The sequence below is a fragment of the Planococcus beigongshangi genome, from assembly GCF_016820495.1.
GTDB lineage: Bacteria > Bacillota > Bacilli > Bacillales_A > Planococcaceae > Planococcus > Planococcus beigongshangi.
On the sequence record NZ_JADHDU010000005.1, the window covers coordinates 111475 to 125865 of the forward strand.

At 43.9% G+C, this 14391-nt stretch carries 19 protein-coding genes and 1 riboswitch; of the genes, 15 read left to right on the forward strand and 4 right to left on the reverse strand.

Features of this window, described 5'->3' with window-relative positions:
* The first annotated feature begins 42 nt into the window (after nt 1–42).
* From IQ294_RS16335 to IQ294_RS12455, 8 genes are all read left to right on the forward strand, one after another.
* Nucleotides 43–993: a tail fiber protein gene (locus IQ294_RS16335; protein ID WP_238942820.1), complete on the forward strand. Its 951-nt coding sequence runs from the start codon at nt 43–45 to the stop codon at nt 991–993.
* Between the two features lie 93 nt (nt 994–1086).
* Nucleotides 1087–1512: a hypothetical protein gene (locus tag IQ294_RS12425; protein WP_203334371.1), complete on the forward strand. Its 426-nt coding sequence runs from the start codon at nt 1087–1089 to the stop codon at nt 1510–1512.
* Entirely contained in the window at nt 1479–1898 is a 420-nt protein-coding gene (locus tag IQ294_RS12430; protein ID WP_203334372.1) for a hypothetical protein, read from the forward strand. The genes IQ294_RS12425 and IQ294_RS12430 overlap by 34 nt, the downstream gene beginning before the upstream one ends.
* A gap of 14 nt (nt 1899–1912) precedes the next feature.
* Nucleotides 1913–2206, forward strand: a complete 294-nt coding sequence (locus IQ294_RS12435) for a phage holin (RefSeq protein WP_203334373.1) — start codon at nt 1913–1915, stop codon at nt 2204–2206.
* A complete protein-coding gene (locus IQ294_RS12440; RefSeq protein ID WP_203334374.1) occupies nt 2200–3114 on the forward strand; it encodes a M15 family metallopeptidase in 915 nt (304 codons plus the stop codon). The genes IQ294_RS12435 and IQ294_RS12440 overlap by 7 nt, the downstream gene beginning before the upstream one ends.
* Before the next feature lie 171 nt (nt 3115–3285).
* Nucleotides 3286–4899: an S-layer homology domain-containing protein gene (locus IQ294_RS12445; protein ID WP_203334375.1), complete on the forward strand. Its 1614-nt coding sequence runs from the start codon at nt 3286–3288 to the stop codon at nt 4897–4899.
* On the forward strand, nt 4899–5141 hold the full coding sequence (locus IQ294_RS12450) for a DUF3006 family protein (RefSeq protein ID WP_203334376.1): 243 nt from the start codon (nt 4899–4901) through the stop codon (nt 5139–5141). Before IQ294_RS12445 ends, IQ294_RS12450 begins: the two co-directional genes overlap by 1 nt.
* A gap of 109 nt (nt 5142–5250) precedes the next feature.
* On the forward strand, nt 5251–5622 hold the full coding sequence (locus tag IQ294_RS12455; protein WP_203334377.1) for a YhjD family protein: 372 nt from the start codon (nt 5251–5253) through the stop codon (nt 5620–5622).
* Nucleotides 5623–5864: 242 nt separating this feature from the next.
* Here IQ294_RS12455 and IQ294_RS12460 read toward each other — a convergent pair whose 3' ends face one another.
* Complete coding sequence (locus IQ294_RS12460) at nt 5865–6188, reverse strand: YuzD family protein (RefSeq protein ID WP_203334378.1); 324 nt, start codon at nt 6186–6188, stop codon at nt 5865–5867.
* Between the two features lie 83 nt (nt 6189–6271).
* Between IQ294_RS12460 and IQ294_RS12465 the strand changes: the two genes are divergently transcribed.
* From IQ294_RS12465 to IQ294_RS12480, 4 genes are all read left to right on the forward strand, one after another.
* Nucleotides 6272–6508 (forward strand): NifU family protein, encoded by a 237-nt coding sequence (locus IQ294_RS12465; protein ID WP_203334379.1) that lies wholly within the window; start codon nt 6272–6274, stop codon nt 6506–6508.
* A gap of 121 nt (nt 6509–6629) precedes the next feature.
* Nucleotides 6630–6992, forward strand: a complete 363-nt coding sequence (locus tag IQ294_RS12470; protein ID WP_203334380.1) for a HesB/IscA family protein — start codon at nt 6630–6632, stop codon at nt 6990–6992.
* A gap of 174 nt (nt 6993–7166) precedes the next feature.
* Nucleotides 7167–8189: a tyrosine-type recombinase/integrase gene (locus IQ294_RS12475; protein WP_203334381.1), complete on the forward strand. Its 1023-nt coding sequence runs from the start codon at nt 7167–7169 to the stop codon at nt 8187–8189.
* Between the two features lie 171 nt (nt 8190–8360).
* Nucleotides 8361–9110, forward strand: coding sequence for a helix-turn-helix domain-containing protein (locus IQ294_RS12480; protein WP_203334382.1), 750 nt, complete (start codon nt 8361–8363; stop codon nt 9108–9110).
* Between the two features lie 3 nt (nt 9111–9113).
* Here the strand turns inward: IQ294_RS12480 and IQ294_RS16345 are convergent, their stop codons facing one another.
* From IQ294_RS16345 to IQ294_RS12490, 3 genes are all read right to left on the reverse strand, one after another.
* Nucleotides 9114–9326, reverse strand: coding sequence for a hypothetical protein (locus tag IQ294_RS16345; protein ID WP_238942821.1), 213 nt, complete (start codon nt 9324–9326; stop codon nt 9114–9116).
* Nucleotides 9323–10012: an AbiTii domain-containing protein gene (locus IQ294_RS12485; protein WP_203334383.1), complete on the reverse strand. Its 690-nt coding sequence runs from the start codon at nt 10010–10012 to the stop codon at nt 9323–9325. Before IQ294_RS12485 ends, IQ294_RS16345 begins: the two co-directional genes overlap by 4 nt.
* A 135-nt stretch (nt 10013–10147) precedes the next feature.
* Entirely contained in the window at nt 10148–10393 is a 246-nt protein-coding gene (locus IQ294_RS12490) for an XRE family transcriptional regulator (protein WP_203334384.1), read from the reverse strand.
* 162 nt (nt 10394–10555) lie between these two features.
* Between IQ294_RS12490 and IQ294_RS16425 the strand changes: the two genes are divergently transcribed.
* The 3 genes from IQ294_RS16425 (at nt 10556) to IQ294_RS12500 (ending at nt 14368) form a co-directional block, all read left to right on the forward strand.
* Nucleotides 10556–10690: a hypothetical protein gene (locus tag IQ294_RS16425; RefSeq protein WP_255536294.1), complete on the forward strand. Its 135-nt coding sequence runs from the start codon at nt 10556–10558 to the stop codon at nt 10688–10690.
* A 21-nt stretch (nt 10691–10711) separates the two neighbouring features.
* A complete protein-coding gene (locus tag IQ294_RS12495; protein ID WP_203334385.1) occupies nt 10712–11035 on the forward strand; it encodes a hypothetical protein in 324 nt (107 codons plus the stop codon).
* 545 nt (nt 11036–11580) lie between these two features.
* Nucleotides 11581–11761, reverse strand: a riboswitch (cobalamin riboswitch).
* 744 nt (nt 11762–12505) lie between these two features.
* Nucleotides 12506–14368 (forward strand): DEAD/DEAH box helicase family protein, encoded by a 1863-nt coding sequence (locus tag IQ294_RS12500; protein ID WP_203334386.1) that lies wholly within the window; start codon nt 12506–12508, stop codon nt 14366–14368.
* Nucleotides 14369–14391 lie beyond the last annotated feature (23 nt).

Below are 14391 nucleotides of genomic sequence, written 5' to 3' on the forward strand. Positions count from 1 at the left end.
CTTTTGGGCGCTCTTTTTCTATTCCCGAGAGGAGGAAACAAATTGGTCAATCCATTATTAGAAGAAACCAAACCCAATCCGCTGGTGAAAATCTATGCGGATTTTATTTATTACGGTACGGACTGGACAATCGAACGGGTGCCACAGCATCTGCGAGCGGACGTTACAGCCTTACTCGAAACCTACCCAGCTGACCCCTATTTCGACGACCACCGCCATCATATCGCTGATGTAGACGGTCTGCAGGAGGAACTGGACGGTAAAGTTTTGAAAGTAACAGGAAAAGGCTTGTCTGCAAATGATTACACGACCGCCGAGAAAGAAAAACTAGCCGGGGTAGCGCCGAACGCGAATAATTATGCACATCCTGCCAGTCATCCGGCGAGTATGATTACACAGAATGCGACGAATCGGTTTGTGACGGATGTTGAAAAGGCTGCCTGGAATGGGAAGTCTGATTTTAGTGGTTCGTATGCAGATTTGTCGAATAAGCCGGTGATTCCTGCGGCAGTTACGTTGAATAATACAGTCACATCCACAAGCACCACGCAGGCAGCTACGGCGAATTCCGTTAAAACGGCATACGACCGAGCGCAGGCGGCTTTTCAATCAGCCAGTGATGGGAAGACGTTACTTGCTAACGCCATTACTGGCAAGGGAGTGGTAGCTAGTGGCGATGATGCGTTTGGGGTGTTGGCTGGGAAGATTGGTAGTATCAGTACGGGTGTTAAAGTGGTGAAGGGGAGTTTCACAGGCACACACGCTTCTCCGGTTCCTCCTGTTACGGTTCCGTTAGATTTTAACCCAAGTCTTGTATTAATCTCCTACAGTGGCTCGTCTATGGTATTTAGCAAATTTGCAAGAGATGGTTATCTTATTGGCAAAAATGGAGTAGGGAATATTGATGCCTTGAGGTTTGAAGAGCTAGCCTTGGTCATTACACAGAGTCCATATTCCTATGCGGAAACAATATATTGGATAGCAATCGAATAAGAAATCTAAAGAGCATCCAGACTGGCGCTCTTTTTTCTATGTCACAAAAGAGAGAATGTTTACTGTGTATCGACAATTGAAGGAAGTGTGTCTATGAGAATTTTTAAATGGCAAACAGAGGAAAAGTTTCTGGCCAATATGATGCTGCTGAGTAACGGGTTATTCCTGGTGATCAGCGGCTATTATTTTATCGCGGACGGATATAAATCAGCGGCACCGACCTACGAATTAATGACAGGCTTGATGCCGCTAGAAGCCTGGGGTGTTGTAATGGCGATTGCAGGCTTGTTCTTGAGTGCAGCAGCTTTCCAGCTCGGAACGATGCGTTATTCTTCTATGATCGCTGGAGGCGTGCTCGGGGCAGTCATGGTCACACTTTACGCAATGGCATCAGCAGAAGGGGCGACCACATATTTGGTGCCTGTGCGCTATGCCGTGATGGCTTGTTTTAACTTACTTATTGCTGTGTTAGGGGGAATCGAAGTTTGGAGGATAAAAAAGAGTATGTCACGCCGCTAGAATTGGAAAGGTCGCACAATCAATTGCGATCGGATTTGAATAAGAAAATCGGGGCGGTCGATGATAAAGTCGACAACTTGCGAGACATCGTATTACCGATGGTTCAATCTTCCGAACAGACAGCGGAAAACACCAGGAAAATAGCAGAGTCGATGGAACGTTTTACAGAGGCACAGCGACAAACGAACGGTAAATTCTATCAGAAACTCGGAGAACATGATATCACTTTCAAAAGCATTGAAGGTCAGTTCTCAGAAGTCGGCATTAAATTACAGTACCGAGCAGAAGATAAAGCCAATAACGCGAAGATTTGGGTAGCGATTATCGGTTTGTTCGGCGTCGGCATTACGATGATCTTTCAAGCGGCATCTTATTTATTTAATTAGAAGGAGGAAATCAAATGAAAATCAACTGGAAAGCACGTTTCAAAAACCCAATATTTATTGTAGGTAAATTTTTGCCGTTTGTTTTATTCGCAGTTCAGGCGTTACTTGCCATCATCAACGTATTCTATCCTATTGGTTACGAAATCACGGATGCTATGACTAATGAGGTATTGCGGTGGTTGAACGGGGTGGCAATTGCTTTGCTGACATTATCAGCGCCTATTGATGATACAACGGATGGCATTTCCGACTCGCAGCAAGCGCTGAAATACAGCGAGCCGAAGAAAGATGTGGATGGTAGATGGTAGTAGCCTTACAAACCTTAATCGATCGCAGTGTTAAGAACATGGGTACCGGCATCCATCCGCGCGTGAAAGAATATGCAGTCGAACTGATCAGACGAGCCTATAAAGAAGGGATCTATGTCCAGATCAGTTCCGGCTATCGTTCCCATGCGGAACAGCAGCGTTTATACAATCAGGGGCGCACATCACCAGGGAACATCGTCACCAATGCGAAACCCGGTCAATCCATCCACAACTACGGTCTCGCGATCGATTACTTCCTGGTGTCAGACGATGGCAATACGGCTTTGTGGACAGTCAACGCGAAGTGGAGGCGCGTGGCGGCCATTGCTAAGTCCATGGGCTTTCAGTGGGGCGGTGACTGGAAATCCTTTGTGGATTATCCGCACCTGGATATGCAAAAAAGGCTATCACTCGCTCAACTGGCAGCGGGTAAACGTCCGACGATTCCACCACTTTCCAGCAGCACAGATGTCGAGCAAGTATCCAAACCAACCACGCCACTACCGACGAACGTCCTGGGAACTGTGGAAGTCCTGGTCGATTCACTAAACGTGCGGAATGGTGCAAGCTTTACCGCGAAAGTGGAAGACACTATTAAGCGCGGCGAAACGTACCGTGCCTATGAGATAAAGAACGGTTTGTATAATCTCGGCGGCAATCAATGGGTATCAGCTGGACCTGCGTATGTGCGGTTTGTTAGAAACCCTGCTTATAAAGATCCCGCAGCACAAGCAAAGAAGGAGGCGGAGAAATTGGCAAATGAAAAAGCGAAGCAACAGCAACAGAAGGACGAGCAGCATATAAAAAAGGCTATTGAAAAAGGCATAGTCAATGGCGAGCGAATGAATGAACCGTTGACACGCAGGCAAGGTACGTTAATGATTATGCGGGCACTGGATCAAAAATAATACTGGTTTGAATAAGGGCAAACCATAGTATTTATACAAAGCAAAGCCCACCGACTGCGGAAACAGTTAGTGGGCTTTTTTCTATTTGATAAAGATTTTGTAATTATATTGCAGCCTTAGTAAGAAGGTGGTAAATTTGTAATGTTACCAATTACACTAAGGGGGAAAATTATGAAGAAAGTAGTAGGCATATTGTTTACAGTTCTGTTATTGCTGTCGATTGTGTCACCAGCCAGTGCAGCTACATTTAAAGATGTCTCGTCATACAAAGCAGAAATCGGCTACTTAGTCGATAAAAAAATTATCACCGGCTATCCCGATGGCACATTTAAGCCAACAGCCGATCTGAAACGGCTGAATGCGGTCCAGATGATTCTGCGGGAAAAAGGAATTACTGATTTTACAGCCCCCAATCCCGGTTTGACGGATATGAAACCTGGAACTCACGGCTATAAAGAAGTGGCCAAAGCTGTTCAGCTTGGGTTTATCTCAGGGAAAACAGCTGCTAATGGTACTAAATATTTTGACCCGAATGGCACACTGACACGTGCACAGATGGCAAAAATACTTGCAGAAGGTTATGGACTGAAGAAAACGAAGGACTATACCTTTTTTGACGTATCGGATAGTCACGGGGCTAAGGATTACATTAGTACCTTGGCAACCGAAAACATTACGACGGGTTTTTTAGATGGCACGTTCAGGCCGAATGACAAATTGCAACGTCAGCACTTCGCTGCATTTATGGCGCGATTACTTGACGAAAAATTTAGGACAAAATCGAATCCTCAAATGGAAGTCCACTTTATCGATGTGGGACAAGGCGATTCGATCTTGATTCAATCTCCAGAAGGCAAAAACATGTTAGTTGATGCCGGCACTAAAGGTAGCGGAGCAAAAGTAGTCAGCTTCTTGAAATCAAAAGGAGTTACTACTCTGGATGTTGTAGTGGCTACTCATCCTGATGCCGATCACATTGGTGGATTAGTTCCCGTATTGCAAAACTTTAAAGTCAATCAATTCATTGATAGCGGTAAAGCGCATACGACAGACACCTATCTCGAATTGCTTCAACTAATTGATACAAAAAATATTCCATTCAAAGTTGCGGCAACAGGAGATAAAATCACGCTTGGTTCTCTGCTATCGACAACAGTGCTTCATGCAGATTCTTCTGCAAGTGACAACAATGACGCATCAATTGTCTTGCATGCTGTATACGGCTCCGTTAGTTTCCTATTAACTGGAGACGCGGATGCGGGTATCGAACAAAAACTTGTGAATAATTACAACGTGAAAAGTACTTATCTGAAAGCAGGACACCACGGATCAAATACGAGCAGCTCTAAAGCATTTTTGAATGAAGTGAAGCCAGCAGGAACAATCCTTTCTTACGGAAAAGATAATTCGTATGGTCATCCGCATTCGGAAGTGGTAGCAAATCTAAAAGCGGTTAATTCAAACATCTATTCTACAGTCAACTCAGGAGATATCACCGTTGTGACAAATGGAGCAACGCACGCTGTATCTGCAAAACCGTGGGCAGCGCCAGTGACTCCTAAACCAGACCCAACGCCGACACCGAAACCGCCAGCACCAAAACCGCCAGCACCAGCACCAAAACCTGACTTCGGATCAGGATTGTATGTTATTCCTGGAGCACCAACAAGCTTCCAGAACTGTACTGCATTAAAAGCTTACTATCCGTTAGGTGTGAAGAAAGGCCATCCAGCCTACGCTTCCAAACACGATCGTGATAAAGACAACTGGGCGTGTGAATCTTAATGGAAAAAACTCGCTATACGCTTGACCGCTTGGATGAAGGAATATATGTATTTTTGGAAAAAGGCAACGAAGAAAATCAATTGCTGATTCCCGAATATGAAATCACCACTCCTTTAACCGAAGGAGATATTGTTTCAATCGATAAAGAGCAAGAAGGATACACAATCGAAGTGTTAAAAGAAGAAACGACTGATCGAAAAAAACAGGTCAGTGATTTGATCGAAAAATTGAAGAATAAATAAAAATGAGCATGTACCGTCAGTGGTACATGCTTATTTTTGTCGATAATCTTGTATGCCTTACTACTTTCAGTTAAAATAAGAACAAATGTTCCTGAAAGGAGACGGCAATATGCCCATGACGCAAGAAGAATTAATGCACTATGAAAACTTGATCTACCTGCCGATGGTCCTCGCTGTGTTAAAACAAGACCGTGAGCATTTCGTCGAGATGTCATTCAAATTTGCCAGGCCCTACCAAGAGATTATTGACAACGCGATAAAGGCGGTTGAATCCGACTACAGGTTCAGCAAGATTTACAACTCGAAACGGTATTACAAGTTAGTTAAGTACGAACAGAACAAGACGAACACAACTTATCAGTGCGCCTTTCGTGGTACAGAAGAACGCCTCGCGTATCAGCACGAGGAAATGCGGGACCGGACAGAGAAATTGATCAGCGTGTACTTTTCGAAAAGTGTTGGTGTGAACCCGCTGCCTTGATTGGTGGAGGGTTTTTATTGATTATTTACAAGTCGCACAAATTCTCGCACGCTATAAGTTGGACTGAGTTGGATTATGTTCGAAAGCAATATCCCTATAATATAGAAGAAACCTGAAAATCATTGACGTTTTTGCAGGAGTTCGATGGGGCATAAAACAGCGCCCTTACAAATGGCATAACGGGTGAGAAGATGATCCGAAAAAAAGCGCTCAGCTATGAGCGCTTTTTTGTATCAGCTTTTTTACTCCGCCTTAAAACCATGTTTCTCCAGTTCCTTATAAATCGGCTTCAACTGGACATAGCCTTCCGCAGCAACTTCATCTTCCACAAGCACCAGCGGATAAAAGAATTCATCATCTTGTATTCGTTTGATATATTCTTTCTGACGCTCATCGGCCGTCTCTTTCTCAATATCTATATAAGTAATTGAAAATGGCTGATCTTTATATTTTCGCGGGATGGCAGCCTGCAGCCACTCGTACGTATCGATCGATGATGGGGCATTTACACAGCTGGCGCAGATTATATTTGCTCCGTATACTTCAATGGCAATATTCTTTGTCATAAAAAATAACCTCCTGTGAATTCATTAGTGGCTTTTTGTCTCTAATCACATTATAATGATTATAATGAAAGGAGTCGATATAAATGACTGAAGCTATGGTTGAAGAGCAAGTAATGGAAGTCTTAGATAAATTGCGTCCATTCCTTTTACGTGACGGAGGGGACTGTGAACTTGTCGATATCGAAGACGGAATCGTAAAACTTCGTCTGCTCGGTGCATGCGGAAGCTGCCCAAGTTCGACAATTACATTGAAAGCTGGAATTGAACGTGCATTAACGGAGGAAGTTCCTGGCATCGTTGAAGTAGAACAAGTATTTTAAAGCCAAGGGACCTGTCGAAGGTCCCTTTTTCTGTCCTTAAAACACTTTTTGGAAAGTCCGCATATTTGGACCGTTCCAGAATTTATTGCTATTATAGAATGGAAGGAAAGGGTGATGGGGAATGGAACAAGTAGTCCAAATTACAGAAGCCGCTTCTTTTCAGATCAAAGAGATGATGCGGCACAATGAAGAGGAAGATTCATTTCTGCGGGTAGCTGTCAACGGCGGTGGCTGCAGCGGATTGACATACGGCATGGGCTTTGAAAAAGAACAGGCTGCAGAAGATGACCGTTATGAGCAATTCGGGATTCCGATTTTGATTGCAAAAGAAGATGCACCAATTTTACAAGGCACAGTAGTCGACTATAAACAGTCTTTGATGGGCGGCGGATTTACAATTGAAAATCCCAATGCCATCGCTTCATGCGGCTGTGGGACTTCGTTCCGCACTGCGAAAAAAGTGGGGACTCCGGAAAGCTGCTGACGTTTTACAGTCGGCATATCAAACGTTGACATTGACACAAGGACTGTTAATCACGCGCATATATTGCGGGTTAGCGGTATCGTTTCTGTAGATTAGGAACCGTGATTTAATCAAATATGGGCAGTAAACTACGACCTTCTTGGCGGAATCTAACCGCTGAGGAGGTCTATTTTTATGCGGATAAAGAAACGTCGGGCGATGTCAGTCGAGCAAGAGGCGTTGAGTAAGCCGAAACTAACGTTGCAGCAGGCCGTTGACATCGTTATATCGGGAAAGCGAAACGAAGGGGTGCGCGAGCGAACGCTAGAAGATTATTCGAATATGTGGCGCTACTTCACGGATTGGCTTGCGGAGAACTACGAAGATATTACTTACGTTAACGATTTAACGGTGGACGTATTCCGTAACTACATTAATTATATGCGCTTCGACAAAGAACGCTATGGGAATCACCCGTATATCACGACGAAGCAGCGCGTAGGCTTATCGGACACTACCGTGAATATAAACCTGCGCTGTTTGAAAGCGTTGCTGAATTACTTAGACCGCGAAGATTACTTGCTCGTTAATCCCGTTGCCAAGCTAAAGCTAATTAAGCAAGACGTAGACTTGACGAACTGTTTTACGGACGCCGAGGTGAAGATATTATTTAAACAGCCGAACCTGCGCGACTATGTAGGCTTTCGCGATTACGTAGGAATGAACGTACTGCTAGATACAGGCCTGCGAATAGGCGAGTTATTGTCGTTGCGCATAACGGACATTGATTTTAAGACGCGCTTTATAACGATAGCTGCCGGAAACAGTAAGAACCGCACAATGCGCCTGGTGCCCGTAAGTAGCCATGTAATACGCTTGATACTGCAATTAATCGAAGAAAACAACCGCCATTTCAAAACTGATCGCATCTTCTTGTCGTGCTACGGCGCTAACTTAGGCGACCGCCAGTTTACAAAGCGTCTTAAGTATTACGCAGACAAAGGCGGAGTTGAAGCTGCGAAGGTAACGGCGCACGTATATCGCCATACTTGGGCGCGCGTCATGATTCTAAACGGTTGCGATCCGTTCACCTTGCAAAAGATTGGCGGCTGGTCTGATATACGCACGATGCGCCGCTATATCCAAATGGACACGGCCGATATGCGCAAGAGTCACGATTTACATTCGCCAGCTACATCGCTATTAAATAGAAAATAAAAAAGAGCGCCGCCCATAAAGGGAAGCACTCGCATACTCCGACCGGCGCCAACCGGTTTATCGGATCATTCACAATACCGATAGTATATCGAAAAAAGCGTCCAATTGCAACGCTTATTTGAGTATGCGTTTTTCTTCTAACATATGGGCCGCCGAAAAGGGGCTAATCCAATGACGCTTACACTCGATAATTATAAAACGTTTGATTCAATCGCCGACTTAAACGAAGCGATCCGCCTACACCTGCGCGAACATCAGTATAAATTAAATGCGACGGCTATCAAGGTATTTGAAGTTGTCTGTCGGCACGCGGTGAAGTACGCCGGCGCTAGTTGGCTGAAAATCGACTCCCTGGCGCGACTAATCGGCAAATCTGCGACAACGACTCGCCGCATACTGGCGTTGCTTGAGCGTCTTGGCATCGTAAAACGGATCGCGTTCATGCGTAAAGTTAGCGGGGGAAATGGCGCTAATATTATCGTTATTCTGCCGCCGGAATCTACTAATGGTTGCCCGCCAGTGGTTGGGCGTGAGCAAGCAGTGGAGCCTACGACAGCAAGCGTTGAGCAGCCGGAAATCGAAAACGAAACCATAACTCTTTTAAGCTCAAAAGAATTATTAAGTACTAATACGTATAGCAAGCCGTTTAAGACGTTTCTGACCACCGCAGAGGCGTTATTAGGTGCGGGCAGCCGTAAACTCATAAACCGTATGTATGGCGTGTGGTTAGCCCATACGTCGAAGATTAAGCACGTCTACGATGCGGATATGCTGCTACATACGGGCATTGCTGCGTTGCGTGTGACATTGCAGGCGACTAAGCGTAAGGATATACGCAACCTAGCCGGGTTCTATAACGGCACGCTCGACCGGATGCTCGATAAATTATACTTCGATGAAATAAAGAGTTACTACATCTAATTTTCAGAACATACTTTCAATCCAAGTAACGATATCTTGCCAAAAGCTAAAAAGAAATAGAAATCCAAATAAGAATGTGACAGCTACAGAAATGAGTATAGGGTGATTAGCGGCAAAAGAATTCTTTTGACTTGATTGGCTATAATTATTCGAATTAACCTGATGTCCAATATTTGAATTCTTAATTTTATTTTTATCACCTAGTTTAATACTCAATTTTTATCGCCTCTTGATAACAAGTTTCCGATACGAGAGCCTTTAATCTTATTCTTGTCTCCCATATCGATTGAACCTTCATAAATTATATTTTCGATATTGTAGATTACAGAACTTTTTTTAGTGCTATCATCGTCAATTTGTTCTTTAATGTCTAGGTCTTCTATATTATCGAATTGTTTTTCCAATTCCATAATCACTTCAATAAGTTTTGATTTCACATTAGAAACAAGGCCATCAACTTGATTTGACGAAAACTTTACTTTCATTGATGCAATTTGTAACTCGTCTACTGAAATTTTGTGACAGAAAGCTGTAGAAATTGGTTTTGCTATGTTATTGCGATTATCACCATTAAGCATGTTTTCGATTGCCTTAATTCCGTCTTTAAATTCTAAAACACATAAATTAGTAATAGTTTCTTTATCTAATAATACCTCTAACGGAACCTGTGCTTCTGTATACGTTGTTTGGAAGTTTACCAAGAATGTGCCATATGGAATTCCTCTAAGTTTTCTGTAAGGAGGGATGTCTTTGGGATCTTTATATCCTCGCAACTCTCCGTCAACCCAATTCATTATAATCTCATTATCTAAATCTGATAAAATCACTTTTAATCTCATTAGAATATTTTCTAATTGTTCTTTTCCGCTCACTATATCTTTTAATAGCTGACTGCGTGCCATAGTTAAATCGCCTTCTTTCTATGATTAGTCTATATTATATCTTATTTTGTAAAAAAATTCTGAAACCTGTTCTAATATACTTTTAGATACAAAAAGAACGTCCCTATCTTCGTAGCGAGGGGCGTTCTTTGTCGTTTACTTGTCGTTCAGTTGATACGTAAATAAATCGTTTAGCGTGTACGTCTTATTGACGCCTTCTTTAGCTGCCTTGGCGTTGATCGCGTCGAGTATGCGTTCCATCGTGCCGAGTTCTAGGCGCTTCGTAGTGCCGTTGTGCATATCCAACAGCGTTGCCGGTCGCGTTTTCGATTCGACGGCAATTTCGTTACGTGTCGCGTTTATTTCGCCGAGTACCTGCGGTAAATTGTGCGCAAATGGCATTGCTATTTCCCCCTTACATCAACGTTAATCCAAGTATACAACGTAAACGGCAGTCGTAATACTTTTATTTTAAAATATTTTGTAAAAATGCTTGACGTATTACTTCAGTCGTTATACTATAATTTTAGAAGTATTACGACAGACGTAAAGGAGCGAACGCAAATGCAACTGATTCGACGGATTGATTCCTACTTTATCGGTGAACCCGACGAAGGCACGGTAACTGATCGGCTTTACTTCTTCGGAACACTGGCAGCAACAGGTATCATCGCAGCAGTAACTTTATTTAACCTATAAAACGAAAAGGGGCAATCAATCATGAAGAAAAATTCAATTTACAACCTTGAGGTAATCACGGAACAGGACGTATTTAACGCTTTCCGCAGCGAATTTAAGGATGTTGGCCGCGTGTCATCGCTATCTCACGACATGGGTGACGGGGAGTCTGCTACTTATGCGCAAATTCACTTAGGCGACGACTTTACCGTTGCATTGTACGACGACGCGCAAATCCTGGCGTTCCAAAATGGCGGCAAGGAAGTTATTTCGGTGGCGTGGAACGAAGCGACCGAGGCATTATTGCGCGATCCTGCGGCCTTGACGGCGTTGGCGACCCTAGCGGCTAACGTTGAAGAATTATAAAGTGAACTTTTCGTAAAAAAAGAATTTTGTCACTTTTTCAAGATTTGAAGTTTATCCGATATATACTCCGAGTAGTCCAATCAAACGTTTGACGCGTGATTTAGTACCACAATAATATGCACTATCACTAGCAATTGACGAAATCGTCAAAAAGTTTGTTTTGTCAATTTTCCCAGTTATTCGATTGCGTGAGCATATACTTCGAGTTGTTAACCAAATGACCGCGGCAACGGTCGGAAGTCTTAACACAAACGGGCATCAAAAGTTTACAAGGGCGTCCAGCACATACAATACAACTGCATACTGCGGCGGCAACCGTTAGTATCGGCGCCATTCTTTAAGATAGATTGGCGCTTTTTATTTAATCAATAATAAAACCCCGCTAAATAATCAGCGAGGTTAATCATGCTATTTTTTAACAATCTTGTAATTAGTAGTAATATGCCAAACTACATTAGCAGCTAGAATGACAAAAACCGGTTCAAGAATTCGGAAAAATAGTTCGCCCGCAGCCATAAAAATCCCCCTTCCTAAAAAATACTCAAACTTAAAATGAGTATTTGACAGGTCTCCTGGCTCATGCGTCATCCTACACTATGTCCTTCCCGTCCATTGGACAGTGGAATACATACATAGTTCGTCAACACTTACAGTTGCGGGTACAGCTCCGGATTTCAACGGATTCCCTATTAAGCCTTTTCAGGCATCAAATAAAAATTTATTGCTATTAAATTCTTACAATTTAAATTATAGCATAATTTATTAATTGTTAAAGGAATGTATTTCTATTTTATCGTTTTAAAGATAATAAAGGGGTGGTAAAAGTGCCGAATTGTTGGTCTTAAAGAAGATACGAACTTTTGCGATTTAAAAGTACCGTATACTTCTCGATTTTTTGTATCAGAAAGAATAGACGGTCATATCCCGTCACTGACGAACAAATCAGCGATATTGTCGCAGCTCATCGCAGATTAAACGAGAAAGGGGCGTTGTAAATGATGCGCAAAAAGCGAATACGATCTATGCGGGTAGCACGTGAGCTGATGGCGCGAGGTTATCCGGCGATAGATACCTGCGAAGATAACGGCTATATCGTCTGGGACTTCGTTGCTTCGCCGGAACTTGAGCGCCTAGCATCGACATTAATGCGTGGAGGAGTATAGACGTTGTTATGGCGGTTGTTTAAAAAACGTAACATCGTAACATACCGTATTTATTTATATAGCAAATTAGGACACTTTTAACGTTGATCCATTGAACGTAGTGAAATGGCGGTCTGCTCTTAAAGATGTTGCTTCGCCTTACGGCTTGCAAACGAGTATAACTCAAGTTCAATCGCAACCAAATGCAGGCGAAGAATATACAAGTAAAGGCGGTCGGCTTCGCTATTGTAATTATCGCCCATCTTTACGCAGTAACCGATTATAAAACACCTAACATCATCCACGCAAAACCGAGGAGGAACTAAAAATGACGAATATCATTCCGGCAAAAACTATCTACACGCAGCAGAATCACGGTGTAACGATTACGCAGGCAAACTTACTTACCGCCGACTGGGAACACGAAATGCTACAACGTGGTTCTGCGTCCCTATCCTACGAAGATATTATGTTTACGCAGCAAACGTTTGGCACATGGCTTAATCCCGCCGTACTTGACCGCCCAGCTATCGTAGCCGCGCCGCCTGGCTTCGGTAAATCGACAATGCTGGCGACGTTCCTGCGCAGTATGGTGCGCGCTGATCCGAAGTTCGGGGCCATCGTAATTAAAGAACGCGTGGCCGACTTGATTGAACTGGCGAAATTCATCAACGAAGAAACGCCGGGCGAGCCGCTGACCGTCATTGAGCCATACGCTTATTACATTCGCGGCAATAGTGACGAAATCACGCGCGAAGACTACGAAAAGCAATTTACCAAGCAGTCGCAGTTTAATATCGTGCTTATGACGACAAAGCAGTTCGAGCTGCAAGTCTTGAAAGACAACCTGCACACGTTTTCAGCGTTTCGAGAAGGCCGCGAACATAACGCCAGCAAGCGCCCGCGCCGAAATCTTTACATTGACGAAAAGCCTTCGCTAATCGTTCAGTATGGCATCACCTCACGGAACGTCAACGAAATCATTGAAGCCCTTCGCTATGCAAACACCTATGCAAATGCCTCGCTAAAACGCGCGTATGCCCGCATTACAAAAGCCATCATTAAATTGCGCGATCAATTCGAGGCAATCGAAGGACATAACGCCGAACGGCTGCCAGCGATTGACCCGTCTTATATTTTGCCGCGCGAGTTACTGGCGCAGTTTGTCGCTCTTTATGACGTGTCGAAACTCGGCCAACTGCGCGCCATTGAACACTTAATCAAGTTCGGGGGCCTTGCATACGTTAATAAAGGCGTGTCGGTCTTACAAGGCGCGCTAAAGCTGCACTACGACTGGACGCAATACAATACGTTTGTACTCGACGGATCGGGCCGCATCGACCCCGACTATCATACGGACGAGTTTTACTTAATTGAGCCGCCAACAAGGCCGGACTATTCAAACGTCACGTTTAACGTCAGCTCGCAATTCACACTGTCGAAAACGGCCGTGCGGAACGATGTAACGGCATTGTCGAATATTGCCGATGAATGTCGACTGATTGCCGCGAAACACGAAGGGCAAACGCTAATCGTGACATACCGTGAGTTCGTTGACGGCTTGGCCCGCGAGCTTGAAGACGAGTTGACTGCCGGTAAAATTCGCCTGAAGCACTTCGACGGTGGACGGGGCAGCAACGATTATATTTCGTTTGATACGGCTATCTATATCGGCAACTTGAATAAGGGCGGCCTGTATTATCCGGCGTCGGCTCAAGCGATCATCGGCGATGCAAAGGGCCTTATCCTGTCGCCGGAAAGCGTCAACACCAAAGCGGGCTTAATATTCAAAGACGCCATTGTCGAATCGTATAAAAAACTGGATATGGCCGTGAACCTCGTCCAAGAAACGAACCGCCTTCGTGCTAATAAGAAGACGGCGCCAGTCAATTTATATGTATTTACGAAAGACGACGAAATGCTCGGCCATATAACGGACTCTTATCCGGGCTGCAAAACTGTCGAATATAAGACGGGTGAAAAACTGACGGGCAAAAAGACCGCAGCTGACAACATTAAGGCGTTGCTACTTGAGTTGCAACCTGGCGACTCGATTAAGCAGGCGGAAATATATAAGCGTTTGGAAATCGCTAGGAATACGCTTCATATATTCATGACGTCGCCTGAAGCTACGGAATTTATGGCCGCTAATAATATACGCAAGGAAAAGACACGCATCTTCAAAGGGTAGGCAGCATCTAAAAATCGAAAATA